Consider the following 22,906-nt stretch of genomic DNA (forward strand, 5'->3'; position numbering starts at 1 on the left):
GTGTCGGGGTGGTGGCGTATACTCGCCCGCGTCGTGGCCGCCTGTCGCGGCCCCGGGTTCGAGGAGGGTATCCGATGAAGATGACAGGTTTCGTTGGCGCGGCCCTAACCGCCGCCATGGCGCTGGCCCCAGGCGTGGGGTTGGCCGGGGATTGCACGGGGTATGTCACCGGGATCAGGCCGATCTCGTCCTACAACCACGCAGCGGGGAACGGATTTCTCGCGGTGCGGACGGGGCCGGGGACCGGCAATGCGCAGATTGGCGAGTTGTACCTGGGCGACGAGGTGTCGGTCTGGGCGCGCTCGGGCAGTTGGTACCGGGTGCAATGCATGTCGGGCCGATGCCTGAACCCGCTGTGGGGGCAGGCGAACCCCAATGGCTGGGTCCATGGGCGCTACCTGTCGATCGGAGGGGTGTGCCCGTAGGGCGGGATTCATCCCGCCAACCGGGGGCGGCGGGACAAGTCCGGCCCTACAGCGGAACATGCGCCCTTGGGATTGTGCCATGCACAAGCCGCGCGAGGGACGACGCGCGAGAGTGAAGGCCGGTCCGCGTAGCGGCAAACGCTCCGGTGGAGCGTTTGAGTCTGAACGGGCGACGCCCCGGCGAGGCGCGAGCTAGTGCAGCGCGTGGTCAGAGCACAAGCCGCGCGAGGGACGACGCGCGCGGTGGCGCTGTTACGGTGAGTCTGGAGCGGTTTATGGTTGCCAAGTCATCGCTTTGTTCGAGCGGCGCGCTTGTGGCAGCCAAAGCGCCGCCGCGTGGGGGCGCGTCGGCGCTCGCGCGGCGCCTTCGGCGCTGATCGCGCGGTTGATCCCCTTGTCCAATAGTGGTTTTCTGCTCAAGGACCTGTTCTCAGAATGGGCGAAATGCATCGCAACCATCGGAAAAGCCAAACTTGTATATACGACTAAGAGCTTTGGCTTTGATTGGATTTGCCACTCATTCACCTTAAGGCTCAGGTGGCACGAAAAATGCCAAATGCAGCGGACCCGCTCATCGAGTTCTGGTCTCACCTCGAAGGGACCATTCATCCTACGGACGTAGAAACCTTTGAGAGGTTTCCAAACCACGGTTTCAATCTGGACTATCCGCCACCCGCCTACGTGGGCGACTTGCGAACGGCGAGGATCATTATCCTGCAGAACAATGGTGGGTATCGGCAAGGCGTGACAGATCGCGAATTCGAAGATACCGGTTCAGAAGATCGCTTCAGGCTAGCCTTGCACAAATCGGAGCCCGCCAACCCTGAGTATACTGCGCCATACTACTTAAATCGAAACTACTCCGCATGGTTGAAGTCTGGTGCGGCAGCTTTGGTAAATGGCGTGGCATACCGTTCCATCGACGGCAAGGCTGCGGACGTGAAGGCACTTACCGAGGAACTCCCATCAGCGAGATTTCACCGAAATTGGTTGATCGAAAAAATGGTTCCTGAGCTTATCGCTAACGAGCGGTTTGTTGTCTTGCATCGTTGGAGCCGTTGGGGCGATCTGGCGAAGATACTACGGGGCTTGCCTAACGTCGTTCAATCTCCCGCTCCGGTAAGCGAGAACCTTACAAGAGTTGAATATGAAGCCGCTGACGCATTTCTGAATCGCTAGATCTCACCTCCCCCGTCTCTTCACACCACCCCGTTGCCCCGGCCGTCCGGCCGTGCTCCGCCCCTTCATCTTCTGCGCATCCTCCACGGCGGCCTCGACCGCCGATTGGCGCGCCAGAGGGTCGTCCGACACGGCGAGGTCCACCGCTTCCAGCCGCTTGACCTCGTCCCTCAACCGCGCGGCTTCTTCGAATTCCAAGTTCTCGGCGGCTTTGCGCATCTGTTCGCGCAGGCCGTTCAGGTGCGCTTCCAAATTCGCGCCGTGCAGCGGCTTGTCGACCTTGGCGGTGACGCGGTTCATGTCCACGTCGCCCTGGTAGAGGCCGGCAAGCACATCCTCGACGTTCTTCTTCACCGTCGCGGGCGTGATGCCGTGTTCCTCGTTATAGGCGATCTGCTTGGCGCGGCGGCGGTCGGTTTCGCGCATAGCGCGCTCCATGCTGCCGGTGATCTTGTCGGCATACATGATGACGCGGCCCTCGGCGTTGCGCGCGGCGCGACCGATGGTCTGGATCAGCGAGGTTTCCGAGCGCAGGAAGCCCTCCTTGTCCGCATCGAGGATCGCGACCAGCCCGCATTCGGGGATATCCAGCCCCTCGCGCAGCAGGTTGATGCCGACCAGCACGTCGAAGGCCCCCAGCCGCAGGTCGCGCAGGATCTCGATCCGTTCGATCGTGTCGATGTCGGAATGCATGTAGCGCACGCGGATGCCCTGTTCGTGCAGGTACTCGGTCAGGTCCTCGGCCATGCGCTTGGTCAGCACGGTGCAGAGCGTGCGGAACCCGTCGGCGGCGACCTTGCGGATCTCGTCCAACAGGTCGTCGACCTGCATCTCGACCGGGCGGATCTCGACCTTGGGGTCGAGCAGGCCGGTGGGGCGGATCACCTGTTCGGTGAAGACGCCGCCGGATTGCTCCAGCTCCCAATCGGCGGGGGTGGCCGAGACGAAGACGGATTGCGGGCGCATGGCGTCCCATTCCTCGAACTTGAGGGGGCGGTTGTCCATGCAGGAGGGCAGGCGGAACCCGTGTTCGGCCAGCGTGAATTTGCGCCGGTAGTCGCCGCGATACATGCCGCCGATCTGCGGCACCGAGACGTGGCTTTCGTCGGCGAAGACGATGGCGTTGTCGGGGATGTATTCGAAGAGGGTGGGGGGCGGCTCCCCGGGGGCGCGGCCGGTGAGGTAGCGCGAGTAGTTCTCGATCCCGTTGCAGACGCCGGTCGCCTCCAGCATTTCAAGATCGAAATTCGTGCGCTGTTCGAGGCGCTGCGCCTCGAGCAATTTGCCCTCGCCCACCAGCTGGTCGAGGCGTTGCTGAAGCTCGGCCTTGATGCCCTTCATCGCCTGCTGCATCGTCGGGCGCGGTGTGACGTAGTGGCTGTTCGCATAGACGCGGATCTTTTCGAAATTGTCGGTTTTCTGGCCGGTGAGCGGGTCAAACTCGGTGATGCTCTCCAGTTCCTCCCCGAAAAACGAAAGTTTCCACGCCCGGTCTTCGAGGTGCGCGGGCCAGATCTCCAGGCTGTCGCCCCGCACGCGGAAGGACCCTCGCTGGAAGGCGGCGTCGTTGCGGCGGTATTGCTGGGCGACGAGATCGGCCATGACCTTGCGCTGGTCATACTCCTGCCCGGCGAACAGGTCCTGCGTCATCGCCCCGTAGGTTTCGACCGAGCCGATTCCGTAGATGCAGGAGACGGAGGCCACGATGATCACGTCGTCGCGTTCCAGAAGCGCCCGCGTGGCCGAGTGGCGCATGCGGTCGATCTGTTCGTTGATCTGCGATTCCTTCTCGATATAGGTGTCGGATCGCGGGACGTAGGCCTCGGGTTGGTAGTAGTCGTAGTAGCTGACGAAATACTCGACCGCGTTGTCGGGGAAGAAGCCCTTGAACTCGCCGTAAAGTTGCGCTGCCAGCGTCTTGTTTGGGGCAAGGATGATGGCGGGACGCTGCGTTTCCTCGATCACCTTGGCCATGGTGAAGGTCTTGCCAGTGCCAGTGGCCCCCAGAAGCACCTGGTTCTGGTCGCCCGAGAGAATCCCCGCGCTCAACTCCGCGATGGCGGTCGGCTGGTCGCCCGCCGGTTTGAATTCCGACTGCATGACGAAGCGTTTGCCGCCCTCCAGCTTGGGGCGGGCGCGCACCGCGTCGATCGACAGGCCGGTATCTGGCATCTGTTCGGGGGAATTGTTGTGCATCGATCCTCTCCGCTGACCCCACAGAAATTGATCGCTTTTTGTTCTTCTTCAAGGGGTGTGCTTTGGGGCCGCGTTGCGACGGGTCCGGCCCGGCGCGCAATCGTTAACGGAAGCTTTCGAAAGCCCGGACAATTTGCACAACTTTAAGGAGAATTTCCTGTTGTCGAGAATCAGGCTTGTCAGGTATTTTGATCTGGCAAGCAGCAGAAGCGGTTGCCGGCGTGGGCCGACCACCCACCCACCCCTCGCTCCCTCGGCCCGTGCCGGCAACCCTCTGCCGCTGCCCCGGTCCCGCCGAGTTTCAGAAGACGGACCGACCCGCCCGCGCGACAGGTTAGCGTGTTGCCAAGAGGCCATGTTTTTCGGATAAGCAGGGGCCAGACCAATCAATGAGGTTGCCCATGCGTGCGCGCATCTACCAGCCGGCGAAATCCGCAATGTCCTCGGGCACGGCCAAGACCCATCATTGGGTCCTGGAATTCACGCCCGAAAGCCCGCGCCAGATCGATCCCCTCATGGGCTGGACCAGTTCCTCGGATATGGACAGCCAGGTGCGCCTGCGCTTCGACACGCTTGAGGCGGCCAAGGACTACGCCGAGGAACATGAGATCGACGCGGTCGTCGTCCAGCCGAAAAAGCGCAAGCCCAACATCCGGCCGCGCGGTTACGGCGAGAATTTCGCAACTGACCGCCGGGGTGCCTGGACGCATTGATGTGTTGTAAATCGGGGCAAAGTTGTCTCGGAATCGGGGAAAGGATCCCGCGAAACTAGCTGGTTTTCTAGATCTGGTGCGCTTAACGGACGTGACGCCAAGATGTGGTAATTCGGAAACTTTCCTCAGCGTACAGCCTCATTCTTGACCCTAGCGCATCCCCTCGTCATCTTGTGGCACATGTTCAGGACTTGCACCCGCGCCATACGCAGCTGACCCGGCCTTTCGCCGGGGTCGGCTTTCGCGTGCAGTCCTGACCTTTCTCCATATCGCGGCCGATCCCTGTCTCCCTCCATCCGTGGAGTCAGCGCATGTCGACCCAAGACCTCTATCCCTTCCTGCTCGCCGAGCAGGCCACCAAGCCGAAATACGATGAGAAAGACCTCATCGCGCGGTTCACCCGCCACCTTCAGAAGCTTTGCTTTACGCCGCCGAGCCAGGAGGATCTCCAGAAGGTTCTCGATGCCAGAACGGCTCTCAAGGAAGAATGTGGCGTGTCGGACGAGCAAGCCGCTGTCGGCCATCCTTTCCCTCCGCTTCATGCCAGCGAGATCTTGCTTCGGATGCGCGACGAGGACCGGATCGCGCGCCGCGCGCGGTGCCTCGCCCATGGCAAGACCGTTCCGGTCAATCCTTTCGCGGATCTGCGCAAGGAAGAGGCCGAAAAGCTCAAACCGATCCGGGCCGGGCTGCCGGCCGTCATGCCCGGAGATGAACACTGGGCCGACGAGATCGCCGCCGCGCTTCACGATGAGATGCCCTGGATGGGGCCGGCCACCGAGCATGCCTGGCATGCCCTGCGCCGGGCTGCGCGTCTTGGTGAACCGATCGTCTTGCGGCCTGTCATCCTGAACGGCCCATGGGGCATCGGCAAATCCGTCTGGGCCCGCCGCCTGGCCGAGCGGCTGGCCATGCCCTCGATCGAGATCGACGCCTCGAAGAGCGCCGCTGGCTTTGCGCTCACCGGCCTCGAGAGAGGCTGGGGGAGCGCACAGGCTGGGCGGCCGCTCGAGGTCATCCTGCAACGCCGGCTGATCAACCCGCTCTGTGTCGTGGACGAACTCTGCAAGTCTGGGTCAGCGACATCGGGCAAGGGCACTCGCTTCTCATTCTCCGATGCGCTGCTGTCCCTGCTTGAGCCGGCGACAGCCAGGCATTGGGAATGCCCGATGTATCGGCTGCCCTTCGACATGTCGCGGATCTCCTGGGTGCTGACCTCCAACCAGACCGCGACGATTGAACCAGCGGTTCTGAACCGTTGCCAGGTGATCGAGTTGCCCGACGTGACTGCGGACGACCTCGTTCGATTTGCGCGGCGGCAGGGCGGGACGATGGGGTTGGGCGAGGCCGCGATCGACGCCGTGGTGGACGCCATTCTCAGGGGGCCGAAGATCACGCATCGGCGTTTCAGCTTGCGCGACGCCCTCCGCCTGCTCGAGCGGGCCGAGACGCTTCAACACAAGCCGATTCTGCACTGACGGCGAACCACGTCGCCTGTGGAGTCAGTGCTCCGTCTATGGGGTCATCGGGCCGACCGATATGGCGAAAAGACCATATACGGCCCAGCCACGGCGGTATTGCTCACGCATATGGCGAAATCACCATACACAACCCCGGAAAGAACGAACGAATGACTAGGACCTATGACGACATCCTCGCAAAGCACCCCGCACTCCTCGGATCGGCGCCGACAGACCTGAAGGCCTTCGGTGTTTGCTGTGGGCCGGGATGGTTGTCCATCCTCGAGAGCCTTTTCGATGACTTCGAGAAAATCCGGCAAGAAGACGGCCTGACCATCACCGTGTTCCAGGTGAAGGAAAAATTCGGCGAGTTGCGGGTCTATGTCAGGGGCGGCAACGACCGTGTGCAGCGTCGTCTTCGCGACGCCGAATGGGACGCCATGTTTACGTGCGAAGACTGCGGCGGGCGAAGCCCAGGTGTCCAATCCCTTGGCGGCGGTCTGAACAACCTCTGCGGCGCATGCCGCAAGAAGCTGAGGCAGTCATGGAAGGACAGGTAGCGGATCAGATCTTGAGGTCGTCCTCGGTCATTCCGTTCTTGAGCGCGTCGGAAAACCACGCGGGTTTCCGGCCACGGCCGCTCCATGTCTTCGATGGGTTCTCGGGGTGGCGATACTTCGGGATGCTCTTGGATTTGGCTTTGCGTTTACCAGTGGTGCCGACGACGGCTTCCAGCGTCACACCCATCTCTGCGGCCATCGCTTCAAGCTTGGTCCGAGCCTCGACCAGTTTGCGCGCCTCGTAGGTCTCGATTGCCTTGTCGATATCCTTGCGAAGCTGCTTCAGCTCTTCGAGCGAAAGGGTGTTCAGACCCATTTAAAAGTTCCTGTCCGGCGTTAACGATTGGGCCGTTTACGGATTGCGAGAGTGATATGTCAATGCGCCTGGAAACGGGCGGGCCGGAGGTGCGGAGCGACGCCGGGGTTGCTGCGGCCTTCGCAGGCCTCGGGTCGACAGCGCCCAGCGTGGTGGTCAGATGAAGTGGGCGGCAAGCGGACTTGCGGCAACGCGGCGTGGGCCGTGCCTGTCAACGCCCGAAGCGGACCTTCAGGGGGGATGAGTTCCGGAGAGGAGTTTCTCGTCCGTAGTGTTCCACGTCAGAGCCTGCTTGCTCATCGCTAACGGTGTGCTTTGCGCGCCGCAAGGCACCCGTAAATGGTCAGCTGGTTGCAGGAGGAATTGGTATCGCGCCACTTCTTACGACCTGCGCTGCACTCCGCCCATGGGTGGGCATCTGAACCGCCCAGGGAAACGGCGGCGACGCCGAACGTTCGTATTGGTAGACCAACACCTCAGGATGCAGCCTGTCATCGAGGTGCCGGCCCAGAGTGAACACAACGCTGTTGGGGGCTGCGATGAACAGGTGAATGCGTTTGACCCCTTTTGCCATGAGAACGCCCAGAAGATCCGTGAAGTCTTTCGCCATGGCTGATTGCTTGCTGGCAGACCAGTGCGCCGTCGTGCTCAGAGTTGGCAAAGCGAGGCGGATCAGAGGCATATCACCGAGAGTCGCTCTGATACCGTCTGCGTCCGACGGGTAGGAAACAGCGACGGCCACTGCTACCTCCGGAATATCCTCCTTCAGGCCGTCGATCCCGGAAATGACGAAGCGGTCTCCGTCATCTGCGCCGTCAGGTTCGCGCCATTCTTCTGCGAAGCGATCCCAATCCATCACTGTAAGACCAGCTTCATTGCCAACCATCATGCCGGTCAGAAACGTCAGCGGAACAGCGGCCATGCCACCGTAGACCAGCCTGACGTTTCCAGGACCCGCCGCATCACGCTTCTGACGAAGCTGTTGCCGCAACCCGGCAATCTGCGAGAGTGCATCTTCGGGACTGCTGATCTGACTCGTTGATGTCGACTGCCGGTGGTCGACTGGCAGGATATCGATACGGCCTTTCAGGCGTTTCGGTACGGCAGAGGCAAGGGGGTATCAACAGTCTGGTGCAGCCCGCGGTGCTCCAGGACAACCACGCTCTGCTTCCTGAGATGCCGCATGTCAGCGATGTGATCGATCACACCAAGGATAGCCCCCGCAGCAGCGAGCAGAATGCCGAAGAAGACGGTGATCTGTGACCAGTAGACCGACAACCCGCCCCCATCCGCCTGCACAGCCAGCCGCATGACGCGGTCCGCATCGATCCAGGAAAGATCGCCAGCCAGCCCACCGACGCCTAGCCCGGCGACGATCAATGTGACACCGGCACGCAGCGACCTCGAAGGCCAGGACGGGGTTCGGAAGATATAGGTGATCAATCCATCGAAAAACCGGTCACCATGTTTGCGCCAGAAAGACATGTCTTCAGCCTCCGGATCAGCCAATATTCACGATGAACTGACCGCTACGCGCGGCCAGTTTGCCATTCTTCACAATGAAACACTCGATGCTGTGCTGGCCCCTATAGAGGGTGCTCTCAGAATGGGACAGACCACCCCGGACCGCCGCGTCCGGACTGAAGCCCCCACGGAGGCAATCCGCATCCTCGGCTTCCCGTCCGGTGTTCACGACCTGCCAGTAGACCTTGAAACGCCCGGTCACCGTTGTGTCAGCCTCAAAGCGCAGGCTGCAATTTCTTGGAAGCGGCGCGCCATTGCTCACGAAGTTCTGCGGCCTGAACCCGTTTTGCGTGAAGCTCGCCGTACGAATAGTCACGCGGCCTTCCGCAGCCTGCGGCCATCGCGGCTTTCGCATGTAGGCTGGAGCAAGGACGAGATTCACCGCACGGACCAGCCGCGCGGGAACACCCGGTTTCCTGGCCGGATTGCGACGCTCCAGTGCGCGTTCGACCAGCCCTTGCCCCATGCGTTCGGCGAGGACGGCACCAACACCGTCGGCAGTGAGAGCCTGGTGTGCCGAAGCGAAATCGCTGCGGGCCTGCTGAAGCCACTCATGGAATGCATCCCGGCGCTCAGAGTGGTCTTCCCACTTGTCAGCAAAGTTTTCTTCGGGGTCGGCTGGGTTTTCGATCCAGTCCACGCCATTGCGACGGGTAATATGCCGGTCCATTCCGTGAAGGATCGAGAACAGCGCATCGGAGAGGCGTTCTTCCTGGTTATAGGCATGTGCGGCAAGAGTGGTGATCAGAATGGAGATCGGCTTGTCATCCGACCGGTCGCTGAACATCAGATCGCGATGGCGTTTCAGGATCTGGATAGCGCCCTGCAGAGGGGTACGCACCCGCCATGCCGGAACATCCTCAACGCTGGCCTGCATCCTGCGTGCCTCGTTGAGAGCACGACTTCTGAACGCCTGGCCCATCCGATCGCGAAACCAGAGCGCATAGCCTTTGGGATTGCTGCGCGGCCAGCGGCCGCCAGCCTGCCGGAAGCCGTCGTGTTCCTTGTCTGTGATCGCGAGCGCGGTTGCCCCCAGTCGGGCAAGCGCGGGGCCCGCTTCACTCAGATAGCGCCGCTTCTCGAAGTCGGGCACCGCAGGCAGGACATCCATGTGAAACTGTGCGCCATCCGCGTAGACCAAGGTCCAGCAGCGGCGCCCGTCTTCGGGTTTGCTCATGCCATAACGCCGGGCATAGGCTTTGACCTCGACGCCGACGCGACGCTTCAGCTCCGCTTGGGTCAGTGCCGACTTCTCGTAGTCGAGACGGCAGACCATATCGATGTCATAGTCTTCTTCGTCCGATGCGGGCCTGATCGCCGTCCCGAGCCGGAAAGAACCCTGCACGTACACATCGGGGCTGTCGTTACGTACAGTTGAATCCGGTCGGTGCAGCCACTCACCGAGCGACTTGTAGCTGCGCTCAGCCTGTTCGTACCGGCCCGGCGGGACCTGAAGTTCCTCAACGAGATCTTCCAGTAACTGATCGATAGGTCTGGTATTCGGCAATGGGAATTCCATAAATTAAAATTCTCCAGACGATGCTGGTGCCCGTCGTCTACTGACTTGGTGCAGGTAGAGCTGAGTGGAAGAGGGGCGACCAATGCCGCGATGGTATGACAAATTTTCGGCCGGAGATCTACAAGGGGCTAAGCGCCAATTTTGATTGTCGGCTCGAATCCCTTCCCCGGCTTTTGGTCGTAGATGACTAGTGATAAATCTGCTTTGGGCATTCGTGATCGTCCTGTTTCGACAGCTACAGAAGCCGGAAGAACAGGAAATACGTTGATCGTCGCATCCTCGCCGTGATGGGCCTTAATTCGATCAAAGAGCCTACGAAGGTGAGTCTTGTAGATTGCAAGATCCTCTTGCCTTCGCATGATATCATTGTGGGGTTCTTCTGCCGTGATCGACCAGATGGCGACGTTGTCGCCCAGAACGGAGCGAATTCTCTGATCATCGACAGTCGCACTGAGCGCCAGCTTGAGAGCGACTGATACGTCCCTCGGCCCGGAATACTCGCCAACTTTGAAATTTATCGACGGCTGGTGGAGTTGCCATTTCCAAGTAGATGGCTCGCGATACTTTTGGTGAACAGATACAGGCATGATGTCACCAAGCAGTGTACCCAGTTCGATGAGAAGCGGCTGCGGAGCAAGCGCAAACACACTCAACTGATGGATCTCCTTCTGCTCTATCCGTTCCTTCACCTTGCGTTTGAATTGGCGGTGCAGATGCGCGCTTTGCATACTCCAAAATTCAGGTTCATCATCCTTGATTTCGGAATTCAGCTCGATGTCGATGGTTCGTCGCTCCGCCGGATGTCTGTCGGGCGGCATAGCAGCAAATATGGCTTTGGTGGAAATCAACGAGTCCATTTGGCCGATAGTAGCCGCAAAACGGAGTACATGCGCCGCGCGGTCAGCGTCCATATCTGTAACAGTTTCGATCCGCTCTTCGTGCTCCCGCTTCATTGCCGCGAGCGTTTCTTCCGGATAGTCATCCACGTGGTCTACGTCGATTTCTTTGTGGTGGATGGGACACATCAGCATCAGGTTGCTGATGTCACGGGCGAGAAGCGGTGAACGGATACTATCACCCCTCGGACCATTCTCGCTATCTGCCACAATATGCGCGATGAAACCGAACTTTCCGTCTTCCTTTCCAGCGATCAGATCCCCGACAAGGAGCTTGTTGCATCCCGCAAATTCACATCGACCCGCCGCCAAAGCCCACAGCTGGGTCTGTATCTTGGCTGGGATATTTGAACTAGACAATTCTCCGCTCCGTTTTGAATAGCGCCGTCACAGCGGGTTATGATTGAATGGTCAAACGAGTAGCCAACGGATTTCGGGCTATCGAATGATGCTAAAGTTCCGGCGGTTTCCAACCTTCGCAAAATCCAGATTCTGGAACTGCATCTGCAATTATCAGCTGGCTGGCCTCGGGCAATTTGCCACGTTGAAACGTAGTGATAGTCGCCTGAATCGAGGCGTTGCCCATTAGACGCACGATGACCAACGCTGCAAACGAAGGTCCGCTGTTTTCGACCATATCCGTCATCGAGGCAACATCGATCTCACTAGGTATTGGTGGGAATGTCGGATGCGAGTGCCATTCGCCAAGATAGTCAACCCGACCAGCGCGACCACTGTTCTCCAGCAAGATCCGATCCATCTGTTGTGAGTGCGGCTCAGGCAAACTATCGAAACTATCTCGTGTCCCCGCCTCAAGGTCGACGGTCAAACCGACGAGTTCAAATTTCCCCGGAGCTGTCTGTTCTGCAACCAACCACCCGCCGATCTCGCGTGTGCCACCGTGCTTAAGGTGGATCTGCAATTTCGCAAGCTGCGAGCGTGGGACTGTAAGGCTAAGCGTCATCTTGCACTCCAATGTGAGACATGACGCGTTCAACGCCCTCTTCTGCACAACTTGTGCTGCCCTTTACCCATCCTTCGTGAGGACCGAAAATGACTGGGTGGGTGTCAAAGGGATGATCAAAGATCCAGCCTTTTCGCAGCCCGATAAAGTAGGCAGGTTCCGGATGAACTCTCATCTCTGTTGCTGCGAGAGCGTCCAGGGCGTGACGTACCAGCCTGTTGGCAATGACACCTACATCGCCGTCAGAGGCGAATAGGGGCTCGTCGTCGTCATCACCTTGCACCCCGTAATTGTGTTCGCGGCCCTCTGGCGGTGCCATGCCTTTCTCGTCGCACCATGCACGCAATTGAGATGCAGCGGTAAGTGGTGGCGGATCTTCAGATGGGATACTTCGTGCAATCAGACCTCCGAGTCCTCCCGCATAGACACGTCCCCAGACGAGAGGTTTAAGCTTCTGCGTGCAAATGGCCGCTGCCATTCGAAACACTCCGCTATCAGCCGTCGTGTCGATGACGAGATCACAAGTGCTGATGATCTCGCTCAACTGAGCAATATGCTGGACAGAGGATTGAGACGTCAGACTCAGACCCAAGGCACCGACTTTCACTGCCGGATTTATTCGCAGCAATCTGTGCTTAAGAGAAAATGCCTTGTGATGCCCCACATCCATTTCATCGAGTTCGTTTCGAACCAAGTTGTCGGACCAAAGAACGTCATTGTCGAGCAACATGAAATGACCGACGCCTTCGCGCGCAAGACTTGCCGCCACTTTTGATCCCAGCGAACCCGCGCCGATGATGCAGATGCTAGATTCTCGAAACATCTTCCCGTGGACCCGGCGTTCTCTAGCCTTCGGCGGTTCAAAGGTATGAAACAGGTCAATCTTTCGTTTCGATCCGTTGTGAAGAACGCGCAGCAATACCTCTCGCTTGCCATTTGACATGACCACCAACATATCGCCGGTGCCTTCTACCCATTTACGGAGCCATGAAGGCAGGTACTGGTAGCAGAGCTCCTTCACTTCTTCGGGCTGAAGATCTGGAATATGCCGAATGTCGGGTAATCGATATAGAACCCCAGGGACCGTCCTTCCCCCGAATCCCGCACCATCAATCGGCACGCGCAAACCAGTATCCAGACCGATGCTCGCAATGCGGGCAACAAGGACTTCGGAAGTCCCAACCCGGCGCTCCAAAGTCATGCGAATATCGGTTGCGTGTCCGGCAAGGCGCAACCTTATGAGGCGTGCGGTGTCTGGCGGCAACATGAAGCGGCGGGAGCACCCCGAGAGCAGAGAGGGCAAGTCGACCGGATGAGCGCTTTCCACGTCTGAGAAAGCATCGTCCTTTGGGGTTGCCTCCAAGAGTGCTTTGGCACTCCTAACTACATCTGCGCTCTTGCAGTCGGGATGCCAGTTATCCGGTCGATATTGGAGGCATAGTTCGCCACCTTCGCCATATTGGTGTTGCGATAACCGGACGGTGCCGTCGGCTGGAAAGACAAATGGCGGGAGATCAGGAAAGAGTGCTGGAAAAACCAGTCGCAATGGAATGCGGCGATCACCAGTAAGCAAAACAAACGACCAGGTCAGAAGACCATCGACGTTCTTGCCGAATTGGGGTTCTTCCAGCCAATCTGATGTCGCTTCTAGGTCAGCGAGCTCTTCACACTCACGGATTAGCCGCGCCTCGCCGGCTGTGAACTCCATCAACCAAAACCTTTTGGCTCCGTCGGCCTCCGATCCTCACCACCAAAAACGAGACCCGGCGCAGAAGCCCCGGCCGCAGCGGCAGGAGCCCCGGATGCCGCACGTGAACCCGCGGATCTCGCTACCCTCGAGCGAGCACCTTCAACAAGGGTGCTGCCAAGATTTCGTGAGAGCTCATTCAAAACAATATTCGTATCACTGAACTTTTGAACGGCACCAAAATCCGTTCGAGCAGCCTCAAGCCACGCAAAGAAAGAGTCCCGGCGCTCGGGAAATTTTTCCCACCGATCCGCAAAATTCTCTGAAGGGTCCGTAGGGTTGACGATCCACGACACCCCATTCCGTTCTTCGATTGCGAGATGCATGTCCCTCAGAATCTTGGCAATTGCATCCGATACCCTTGCTTCGCCTGCATAGGCATGAGTCGAGAGAGTCGTGAGAATCACACTGATAACCTTCAGGTCCGGATCCCGCTCCGCGAACCACTCATCCCTGTGACGTTTCAAGATCATGATGGCTGACTGGAGAGGTGTTCGCACCCGAAATACCGGGACGTCCTCCACACTCGCGGTCACTTTGCCTTGGGCGTCGAGGAATGCCCTGCGGCGTTCATTCAGCTGTTCGATCTGCCTTGACTTGAACCATGCGGCAAAGCCCCTAGGATTGCTGCGGGGCCAATCATCCGTGATGATATGGTATGTGCTAGTCTTGTCTTTATCGGTGATGGCAATCGCACCTTCCGCAAGCGCCTGATCCGCGAGGTAGGAAGAAAGAACAGCACGCATGTTTGCCTCGTTCGGCACCGCCGGCAATACGTCCATGTGGAATTGCGCACCATCTGCGTAGATCAAGGTGCAGCATCTTCTAGGCTCATCACTTACCTCATTCTTGATCCTTCGCGCATCGCGATACGCCTTGAGCTCAGCCAGCAAATGAGCGCGCAGATCTGCTTGGGAAATTTGCGCTTTCGTCAGAGATCGGAACGACACAACGATGTCGAGATCGTAGTCTTCGTCCTTGGATGTCGGCTTAATCGGTGTGCCGAGCGCAAAAGAACCTTGGATATAGACTTCGGGATCGTAGATGCGAACCTGAGATTCGTCGCGATGCAAAAACTCGCCAAGATCCTTGTAGCGCCTTTCGGCTTGATCGAAGCGATCCTGAGGCACAGCCAATTCTTCAGCGAGTTTTTCAATCGCGACGTTATACCCATATCCTACGTCCGCACCCGCGTTCATGTTGAACCTCTTGTTTAGATCCCCTCAACTGCAAGATGTCTATTTTGAGGCGGATTTTCAACGGCTGTTCCCGACCAAGCGTCGTCTTTTTTGCTAATAGCCTTGGGATATGTACATGCCACGAATGATGGCGATAGAAGCTGCAAACGCGGCATGTGAGAGCCGGGTCCGGAGATGGTTCGCTACCATCGTTGCCTAGACTTTGCTGCGGTGCCCGGCGCCACCCGCGGCCGTCCGCACTGAGCCGCTAGCCTTCATGGCATGAGCAGAGGCAAACGTTCTCGGACTTCCACAGCGAGGACATGATCAGGAAATTTTTCGATAGCCTGCCGCCAGATCCGCGTGGCGGCAATGAGATCGCCGTCGTTCCAGTAGACGCCGCCAAGATTGAACATGGCGACGTCGCAATCAGGATCGAGCGTGATCGCCCTCTCGTAGGCCGCAATCGCTTCCGCGGATCGGCCGCTATTGGCGTTCGCTGCGCCGAGTTGGCACCAGCTCATGGCATCTGGTTGAAGGTGCTCGGCCTGCTCAATGAGAATCGGTCGACTTTCCTCGTAGCGGCCGAGGAAATTGAGCGCTGTGCCGAGGCAATAGCCGTAGCGACCGCCCTGCAGTTCGTAGGCCTTGCGATAGCAGCGCTCGGCCTCTTCCCAGTTTTCTTCGTCCTGGGCCCAATGGCCGAGACGGTCCCAGAGCAAAGCCGCATCCTCGACATCCACCTGCCCAATGTGCTGGTCGAACGCCGAGCGAAACGCGGCATAAGACCCAATATCATCGCCTTGCTGGCGTAGGTACAAGCTCGTCAAAAGCCGTTCTGCCCGCGCACTGCCAGATTCTGGGTACGCCGCTATGCAGCGATCCCAGAAGGACAGTGCCAAGCGTGCATTCTCAATGGACATGCGTCCGAAAGCGGCAATCTGCCGCGCGCACCAAGGCCATATCCAGGGCGCGGTATCTGCTGCGCTCAGCAGTGTGTTGATTTCGCGAAAGGCCGCCCGGCCATCGCCGAGACTGAACAAGACGTTCGCGCGCCATCCAGAAATGGCCGAGGCTCGGCCCATTTGCCGCTCCGTAAAGACGGTGCGGTCGAAATAGTCGAGCGCTTCTTCGTATCGGCCATTGCGATGATGATAGTGCGCGAGGGCGTTGTGAGCTTCAGGCAGATTCGGGCTCAATCGCAGAGCTTCGCGATAGTGCTCGGCGGCAATATCTTCCTTTCCGAGCCGCTCGAAGCTTGTGCCGAGGTTCTTAAAGCACATCGCGGCCATCTGCGGATCCTCGACAAACTCGTGATCGTCGAGCGCAGCTATATAGAGAGTCTTGGCCTCATCATCGCGGCCCAATGCCGATAACCCGTTGCCGATGGTATAGTACAGGCTCCCAATCTGATAACGGTCTGTCTCGAGCTTAGATCTGAAGTGCGCCACGGCCGCCTCGATCCGCTCCTTGTTAGGGATCTGAAATCCCAGACCAAGATTGATCTCCGCCATGTAGCAGAAGCCCATAGCGTCTTGATCCGCGCCGAGCTCGGCGCGGAACTGATCGAAGGCGGCGCTCAAGACTGTGTCTGCACCGCTGTTATAGAGTTGTTCAGCCAACTGCCGTGCATGCACAGGGTCTTCCGGAACATGGAGCTCGGGCCGGGCCGCGCGAAGCAGGTTAGGTATTGCTTCAATGGGAGCCATCGTTTGCGCTAGCCTATTGTCCCGCGAGATTCGCGTGCCTGAGCGAGCAAGGGCCGCCAATCGTGCGAGCCCTTCCAACGAAAGCTCCTCGGTGAATGGAATAGTCAGGGTTTGCTGCTCGGCCCAATTCTTGCCGCTATGCTCATAGTGGCGCAGTACCGCTTCGACGAAGCTGATGCGAAGCGACTTCGTCGGTGCATGATAAGCCACATAGAAGCTGTAGGGCTGCGCGATCAGATAATTGAGATTAGACCGATCGACCGAGATGCTGAGCGAGCCGTCGGCATTGAGGGCGCGCTCTGTTCCCTTTAGCTGGACATGCACGCGGACATTTGTGGCATGACCATCGACGACCACTTCTATTTGACAATCGGTCCCGTAATCTTTCCGGTCGCCTCCTTGGAAGACAAAGTCGCTGCTCTGCGCGATCAGCGCCTGAAACGCCGCTTCCGTTTCATCTTCCAAGGCGTGGTTGCGATCGCGTTTGGGCAGATCATCAAACGAACTCACATCATTTCCTCTCTGCGTGCCCGCGGGAGTACGACTTGGGGCGCCGCCTGGTGGCCGCCTGCCTATAGAATGCTAAAATAGACAGTTGGTTACGGCCAAAATTGGTTGCGCCTCGTAAGAATGTAGCTCGGCCCGCGCTGCGGATCTTGGCCAATCGAACAATGCTGCATGATGCCACGAAAGGCCGGTTCGGAACAGCTGCGGCGCAGCGATGGCCAGCGTAGCGAATGACGGCTGTGGGCCGACGGTGTCAGGGCCGTGGCCTCGGGTGCGAGGGGCGGAAAGTGTGAATTTGCTGCACTAGCGAAGGCATCCGGTCAAAAACGTGAAAGCGGCCATTCGCGCTGCAGGTTCCACAGCCCCCCATGCTGCGATAAGGGCCAAACAAAACTGCACGCAGATAGTTAACCTTGATAATTTTTTATCTGTTTCCCGATAGCCGACCTTCGTGCAGACTGCGGTTCAAGGTGCATTAAGCCCTTCCTATGGGTTCCCCCAAGTGCAGCGAACGACTGCTCCCACGACCGGCCACAAACCTGCTAAAACCGCAAAGGTACTGCCGAGGGTTTCTGTCCTGATAGATAGCTCGGTTTCGCCTGGGGCAGCTGGTCGCGACAAAAAAAAGACCGTTTTTGGCGGTTGGTTTCGCGGCGCATGGCTCTAAGAGCAAACAAATCGACAATCATCCGCGTCTTGACAGCCTTGCGGGCGATGAAGGACTGGTGAAAACTCACACCGAAGTTGTTCAAAGGCTCTTTTGCAAATCGGTTGAAGACTGTGTAGCCGTGGGTCGAGCTGCAGGATTATCGGCAGGTTGGATGCTTCTGTTCAAGACCAGATCGCGGTGGTGGCAATGGGCGCTCGGCGTAGCGTTCGGCATCTGCGTTGTGATCCTTGCCGTATCCGTGGAGCGATCGCTTATTTCCTCCTCGCCTGAAGCAGAAAACCTCTCTGGCGATTCAGACATCCTACGCTCTGAGATCGAGACAATGTTGACCTTCACGCACGTTGAGGAGCGCCCCGATGGCTACCCAGGTCCTGATAGGATCTTGACCACAGAATATTCCGCTCGTCTCAATGACTGCTGGCTGATCGTAACGATCACGCGGCCCGATGAAGCATTCTGTCGAGTCAGTGAAAACCGAACAAGAACCCACATCATCGAAAACAATCTGCGGTTCTCGGACGAAGTGGAGTCGAGGATAAGGGGTGCTCGAGAGGGAATATTTTTTTGGCCTTTTCCTAGCGGTTTGCCAATCTTTTCCACAGCAGAGAATGCAAGTGCGCAAACAATGAGAAGTTGCTCCGGAGATCAGAGCTATTGGCAGGATGAGCGGTATCTTGAGGCATTAACTTTTCCAACTGGATCAGTCGACGGTCTTGCGGGGCGCTTAATTGCGTACCGGCGGGCAGTATGCCCCACAATTCTCGATTACATACAGTTCCTCCGCCCATGAAATCCTACGCATATGAGATATAGATGGATAGCAACGAATTTTCCCAGCTCAACTTCTTCGACCGGATCGAGATGTCTGATCGTAAGCGTTGCCCGCCGGTCAGACTCCCATCGCTCCTACGACCGGTTGGGCTTTGAACCGACTCAGATCGGATACAAGCTAATAATCTGAGAAAGGGGAGCTAAGCCCCCTTGCGCCGGGGCACTCGCAACTGCGGCGAGGATGCCGCCCCTTGGGCGAACGTCTGTTCTGACGAGCCGCAGTACAGCATGACGCTGGCGAACCTAAGGCGGCTATGGGCCGATTTGGGCCGTGAGCGCCTGGGCTCAGCAACGCAGCAAGGGCATGGGCCTATCGATCTCTGCGGTGGTCATGACTTAACGGAATAAACTGTCTTTGGGCATTCATCGGAGGTCTCGTTCATACTGCAGCCTGGTCCCGCCATCGCCTAAGTCATGTACTCTTCTGCAGCTTGGCTTTGCCATCGCAGTCTGGATAACGGACACAGCTAAGAAATGCACCGTAGCGGCCGCGGCGCTGGACAAGCCAGCCAGCTTCGCAACTGGGGCATGCCGGTTGTTTTTCGCCGCAATCACCGCAAATCAGACCCTCGCTGGTTCGGGAACGAACTGGAAGGCCGACACCGCATGAGGGACAAGCTGGCATGCGACTACCGCACAGCTTCACATGCTCGCAACGATACCAGTCGCGACCGTCCTTACCGGCCATGTGGAGCAGGCGCCCACCACAACTTGGACAGGTGTGGGTGTGCTTCTGGGCTTCCGCTGGCACGACTACGTCGAACTCCGGTGTCTTCATCAGCTCTTCGACGAAGACGGAGGGGCGCGCCTCGGATGCAAGGATGGTGACGGTCCGGCGGGCTCGGGTCACGGCGACATACATGACGCGCCGTTCTTCGGCATTCGGATATGGCTCGGCCTCGGGCGATACCAGGCTGAGCAGGGGATCGTCGACGATCATCGAAGGGAAGCCCATCTTGGCGTTGTCGGCGCCAAGGAGGATCACATGATCAGCCTCGAGGCCCTTTGATGCATGGATGGTCTTGAAGGTGATCGTCGCGCCGGGGTTCTGACGCTGGAGCCGCGCCACATCGGGCCGCAGGAAACGATAACGCCCGAGGATGAGGATGGACGGCTTCACACCCCCCTTTCCTTCTGTAGCGGTGAGCCCAGCCACTGTGTCGTTTAAGGTCCTCTCCCCGGTGTCGCGGCGCGTCCAGGCGATCCTGATAGAAGGCTCGTCCGTCTCGCCCGCCGGGATCACCGTCTTGTTGATCTGGGCCGGGTTGCGGAGAACGAAACGACGGGCGGCAAAGGCGATCTTGTCGACGGACCGGAAGGTCCGGCCGAGGTCGACGGTGCGATGGACGCCGGTGGCGCCCGCATAGGTGCCGCCAAACTCCGCGCCGAAGTTGCGCATGATGTGGATGTCCGACCCGGCAAAGCGGTAGATCGACTGCCAGTCGTCGCCGACGGCGAACACCTTGGCGTCGGAGTGCTGGTGCTTGAGGGCCTGGATGAGCTTCGCCCGCCCGGTGGAGATATCCTGGAACTCGTCGACGAGGATATGCTTGAACGGGCTCTGATAGCGCCCGCTTTCGACGAAAGCCGTGGCCCGGTTCACCATGTCCTCGAAGTCGATCCGATCGCCCAGGCGGGATTGGTACTCCCGGAAGACGGCCCCGAAGATCTTGAGGAAGGCCTCAGCCCGCTTACCCATTTTCAAAGTCTGCGCCTTGTCAGAGCAGTCCTCGACCCGGTAGCCGCCATTCTTGAAGTGACGCAGAAAGGTCCCCATCAGCGAGGTAAAGCTGTCGACCACCCCAACCTCGGCCACGCGGTCGTAGATCGCGATATCCGGGATCGGCCGCAGAGTGACGTGGGGTTCGAGCTTTTCGGCAAGCGCGTCCAGTAATCTGCCTTCCTCTCTCTCCCAGCTGTAGGTTTCCACCAGCACAGTCTCGTGCTCGGCATGAACCTGGCGTTTCCAATCCATGCCTTCCAGGTATTCATCGCGATCTACATAAGGCGCAGTGGTCAACTCCTCCTTCCCGTCCTTGCCGCGTTTCTTGCGCACGCCGAAATGCTCGATGTAGACGCCGCTGTCTGTCAGCCGGAAATCGGGTGTGTAGACGCGACGGCCGGTCCTCTCGAGCATGTGCTCGTAGATCGGTTCGTATTCGTAGGCGACACCGTTCCTGAATAGCCAGTTGGCGATCAAAAGCTCTTCGAAGCTGTTCACCGTCTCGCCTTGCAGCGTCCGCAGGTTGCGGCTCTCGATCTGCGCATACCATTCGTGCTTGGTTTTGAAGTCCCATTCTGTCGGAAAGTCGTCGAAGAAACCGGCGAACCAGCCAATGACGGTTTGAGCGATGTCGCTGGCGGTCGCCACGATGTGCCGCAGGATATCTTTCATCAAGGACAAGAATGCTTTGTCGTCTGTCGCGGTGGGTGCCAAAGGCGGCTTCTGACCTTCCACTTCACCGATGATCTCGTAGGCCAATGCGTGGAAAGTTCGCGCCGCTACCGGGACCCCGCACCGGGCCTCAATCCGCTTGGACATCTCGGTTGCGGCATCCTTTGCGAAGGCCAGTAGCAGGAGCTCGCTCGGCTTTCTGATGCCCGCCTTGACGAGGTAGGCGGCCTTGGCGGTGATCACGCTGGTCTTGCCCGATCCCGCCCCTGCTAGAACCAGCGTCGCATCCTCGTCGACGACAACCGAGAGGCGCTGCTCCGGCGTCAGCGGCATGGACTCGACCGTGTCGAAGAAATCCTTCCATCGGACGAGTTGTCCCTCGACGAACTCCGCAATGGACGCGTCACGAACGGCATTCGGGTCGGATGCGAATGCCCTGATCGGGGCAATACGAGACATAACCTTTTCGCCGACGGCCTCAGCGTTCAACTTGGACAGCACACGACTGTTCAGATTGGCAGCATCACGCGCCAGCGGCGCTACGTGGCATGCCGCGGGATAAGTATCCGGCGCCTTGAGCTCATCGAGTGCTTGCAGGAGGCGCTTGACCGCAGCTTCCTCAGCTGCGAACTCCGCCCGGTTGAAAGCCGTCCAAGCGGTAGCAGCCGCATCTGCAAAGTCTATTGAAGCCGACGCATTCACCGCTGGCAAGGTCAGATGTCGACCGCCGCCGAGATCAAGTAGCAACGACGACGAGAGAATGCCCTTCTTCACTAAAGGGCGCGTGGCGATGCTTTCGAGTCCTATCCAGGGAGACCCCGCACCGCGTGCCGCAATACCCTTGTCTTGCAGTGTTAGAGACCTTGGGTGTCGGCCGAGAGGGTCAACCAAGAACCCCAAGAAGGAATTTGAGGCGAGTTTCATGTAGACTGAATTTCCTGTCTTTTCCGAGGCGTAACAGACCTCGGACAGAAAGGAACCTTTTCAAGCGCATTTCCAGTCCGATTGCGCTCCTGCTCGGTTCATGGATTCTCGAAAATGCAGTTGAAACCGGTGAGCGGTGGGTGGGGAACTGTCCTTCGCCGCCATCACGAGCAAACCCAGACCCACTGCGGACTCCGGCATTTGGCGCGGCACCCAAGCAAGCAACCAGCCTGTTATACGCGCGACGGGCGGGAAGCGGACTTTCGCTGCTCGTGCGAAGGCATCCGGTCAAAGACGTGAAAGCGGCCATTCGCGCTGCAGATTCAACAGCCCTCATTCTGCGACAAGGAACAAAGAAAGCTATGCGCAGATAGTGAACTTTGCAAAGTTTTAACCTGTTTCCCGACAGCCGACCTTCATGCAGACTGCGGCTGAAGTCACAGTGAGCCACCAATAGCAGTTCGCCCTACTGCAGCGAATGTCTGGTCCTGCGACCGGTCGCAAATCTACCAAAACCGCAAAGGATTTGCCGAGGGTTTCTGTCCTGATCAACAGCCTGGTTTCGCCTGGGCCAGCTGGTCGCGAAAAAAATCGACGGCTTTTTGGGGCTAGGGTGAAATATAGCCCCCCGCCAGTGACCGAACACGGAAACGCTAGAATTCCCTTGCTTCGTCAACCTCCTTTGTCAAGATTACAGTAAGACCTTACGACGTTTTCAGATGTCCATGGGCGCAGTGCGAAAGTGTGTACTCTGCAAAGAGGAAAGCCGCGTGTCGTGACGAGCAGAGAACGATCGAGTGGCTCTTTGTTAGGAAAGCGTCACGGCGCCCGCTTCGACTATGACGGGGATCGGTTCCGCCTGTTCGACACCAACGGAGACGGCGTGCTGGACGCGAGTGACACGAGTTATGGCGAGTTCCGGGTGTGGCAGGACCTCGACCGGGATGGCGAGGTTGATGAAGGAGAGCTTCGGACACTGGCCGAGCTCAGGATCAGCCAGATCAACCTGACCTACGACAACAGCTTGGGGTTTGAGGACACGGCAGCCTACGTCTCTGTGGGGCTAGTGGCTATGCTCGGCATGGCGAGCTTCGTGATCGATTGCGAGGTCGGTGAGGCCATCGCAAGGAACCCTTTAGGCGGAATACAAGCAGATACACACGGAGGTACTGTTTATGCAGCCTGAAGCCTTA

18 protein-coding genes are annotated in these 22,906 nt (G+C 58.6%); 7 read left to right on the forward strand and 11 right to left on the reverse strand.

The genetic code is table 11. The features are described from left to right. Window positions 1–74 precede the first annotated feature (74 nt). Together KUV65_RS15675 and KUV65_RS15680 are read left to right on the forward strand one after the other, a co-directional pair. A complete protein-coding gene (locus tag KUV65_RS15675) occupies window positions 75–425 on the forward strand; it encodes an SH3 domain-containing protein (RefSeq protein ID WP_222191662.1) in 351 nt (116 codons plus the stop codon). Window positions 426–929: 504 nt separating this feature from the next. After that, window positions 930–1,604 (forward strand): hypothetical protein, encoded by a 675-nt coding sequence (locus KUV65_RS15680; protein ID WP_222191663.1) that lies wholly within the window; start codon window positions 930–932, stop codon window positions 1,602–1,604. A gap of 3 nt (window positions 1,605–1,607) precedes the next feature. Here KUV65_RS15680 and uvrB read toward each other — a convergent pair whose 3' ends face one another. After that, complete coding sequence (uvrB, locus tag KUV65_RS15685; RefSeq protein ID WP_374107081.1) at window positions 1,608–3,800, reverse strand: excinuclease ABC subunit UvrB; 2,193 nt, start codon at window positions 3,798–3,800, stop codon at window positions 1,608–1,610. 401 nt (window positions 3,801–4,201) lie between these two features. Between uvrB and KUV65_RS15690 the strand changes: the two genes are divergently transcribed. The 3 genes from KUV65_RS15690 to KUV65_RS15700 all read left to right on the forward strand — a co-directional run bounded on the left by KUV65_RS15690 (window position 4,202) and on the right by KUV65_RS15700 (window position 6,533). Further along, a complete protein-coding gene (locus KUV65_RS15690) occupies window positions 4,202–4,513 on the forward strand; it encodes an ETC complex I subunit (protein WP_222191664.1) in 312 nt (103 codons plus the stop codon). A gap of 311 nt (window positions 4,514–4,824) precedes the next feature. Beyond that, window positions 4,825–5,991 (forward strand): AAA family ATPase, encoded by a 1,167-nt coding sequence (locus KUV65_RS15695; protein ID WP_222191665.1) that lies wholly within the window; start codon window positions 4,825–4,827, stop codon window positions 5,989–5,991. Window positions 5,992–6,245: 254 nt separating this feature from the next. After that, window positions 6,246–6,533 (forward strand): hypothetical protein, encoded by a 288-nt coding sequence (locus tag KUV65_RS15700; protein ID WP_222191666.1) that lies wholly within the window; start codon window positions 6,246–6,248, stop codon window positions 6,531–6,533. A gap of 4 nt (window positions 6,534–6,537) precedes the next feature. Here the strand turns inward: KUV65_RS15700 and KUV65_RS15705 are convergent, their stop codons facing one another. The 9 genes from KUV65_RS15705 to KUV65_RS15745 form a co-directional block, all read right to left on the reverse strand. Beyond that, window positions 6,538–6,849, reverse strand: a complete 312-nt coding sequence (locus KUV65_RS15705; protein WP_222191667.1) for an H-NS histone family protein — start codon at window positions 6,847–6,849, stop codon at window positions 6,538–6,540. Window positions 6,850–7,192: 343 nt separating this feature from the next. Continuing rightward, entirely contained in the window at window positions 7,193–7,939 is a 747-nt protein-coding gene (locus KUV65_RS15710) for an SAVED domain-containing protein (RefSeq protein ID WP_222191720.1), read from the reverse strand. After that, window positions 7,936–8,358: a hypothetical protein gene (locus KUV65_RS15715; protein WP_222191668.1), complete on the reverse strand. Its 423-nt coding sequence runs from the start codon at window positions 8,356–8,358 to the stop codon at window positions 7,936–7,938. The genes KUV65_RS15710 and KUV65_RS15715 overlap by 4 nt, the downstream gene beginning before the upstream one ends. Then, the gene (locus KUV65_RS15720) at window positions 8,351–9,892 is read right to left on the reverse strand and encodes a nucleotidyltransferase (RefSeq protein ID WP_222191669.1); all 1,542 of its coding nucleotides are present in this window, start codon (window positions 9,890–9,892) and stop codon (window positions 8,351–8,353) included. The genes KUV65_RS15715 and KUV65_RS15720 overlap by 8 nt, the downstream gene beginning before the upstream one ends. 128 nt (window positions 9,893–10,020) lie before the next feature. Next, entirely contained in the window at window positions 10,021–11,148 is a 1,128-nt protein-coding gene (locus tag KUV65_RS15725) for an SAVED domain-containing protein (protein WP_096870051.1), read from the reverse strand. A 91-nt stretch (window positions 11,149–11,239) separates the two neighbouring features. After that, window positions 11,240–11,752, reverse strand: a complete 513-nt coding sequence (locus tag KUV65_RS15730) for a Mov34/MPN/PAD-1 family protein (protein ID WP_222191670.1) — start codon at window positions 11,750–11,752, stop codon at window positions 11,240–11,242. Next, window positions 11,742–13,460: a ThiF family adenylyltransferase gene (locus tag KUV65_RS15735; RefSeq protein ID WP_222191671.1), complete on the reverse strand. Its 1,719-nt coding sequence runs from the start codon at window positions 13,458–13,460 to the stop codon at window positions 11,742–11,744. Before KUV65_RS15735 ends, KUV65_RS15730 begins: the two co-directional genes overlap by 11 nt. Beyond that, window positions 13,460–14,698 carry a nucleotidyltransferase domain-containing protein gene (locus tag KUV65_RS15740; protein ID WP_222191672.1) on the reverse strand — a complete coding sequence of 413 codons (1,239 nt, stop codon included), beginning with the start codon at window positions 14,696–14,698 and terminating at the stop codon, window positions 13,460–13,462. Before KUV65_RS15740 ends, KUV65_RS15735 begins: the two co-directional genes overlap by 1 nt. 254 nt (window positions 14,699–14,952) lie before the next feature. Continuing rightward, complete coding sequence (locus tag KUV65_RS15745) at window positions 14,953–16,896, reverse strand: tetratricopeptide repeat protein (RefSeq protein WP_308124702.1); 1,944 nt, start codon at window positions 16,894–16,896, stop codon at window positions 14,953–14,955. A gap of 632 nt (window positions 16,897–17,528) precedes the next feature. On the opposite strand from KUV65_RS15745, the gene KUV65_RS15750 reads away from it, so the two are divergent. Beyond that, window positions 17,529–18,353 carry a hypothetical protein gene (locus KUV65_RS15750; protein WP_222191673.1) on the forward strand — a complete coding sequence of 275 codons (825 nt, stop codon included), beginning with the start codon at window positions 17,529–17,531 and terminating at the stop codon, window positions 18,351–18,353. Between the two features lie 453 nt (window positions 18,354–18,806). On the opposite strand, the gene KUV65_RS15755 is transcribed toward KUV65_RS15750, so the two are convergent. After that, entirely contained in the window at window positions 18,807–21,563 is a 2,757-nt protein-coding gene (locus KUV65_RS15755; RefSeq protein ID WP_308124703.1) for a UvrD-helicase domain-containing protein, read from the reverse strand. A 925-nt stretch (window positions 21,564–22,488) separates the two neighbouring features. Between KUV65_RS15755 and KUV65_RS15760 the strand changes: the two genes are divergently transcribed. After that, window positions 22,489–22,899 carry a hypothetical protein gene (locus KUV65_RS15760; RefSeq protein WP_222191675.1) on the forward strand — a complete coding sequence of 137 codons (411 nt, stop codon included), beginning with the start codon at window positions 22,489–22,491 and terminating at the stop codon, window positions 22,897–22,899. Window positions 22,900–22,906 lie beyond the last annotated feature (7 nt).

The sequence above is a fragment of the Maritalea mobilis genome (assembly GCF_019800885.1).
GTDB lineage: Bacteria > Pseudomonadota > Alphaproteobacteria > Rhodobacterales > Rhodobacteraceae > Roseibacterium > Roseibacterium beibuensis.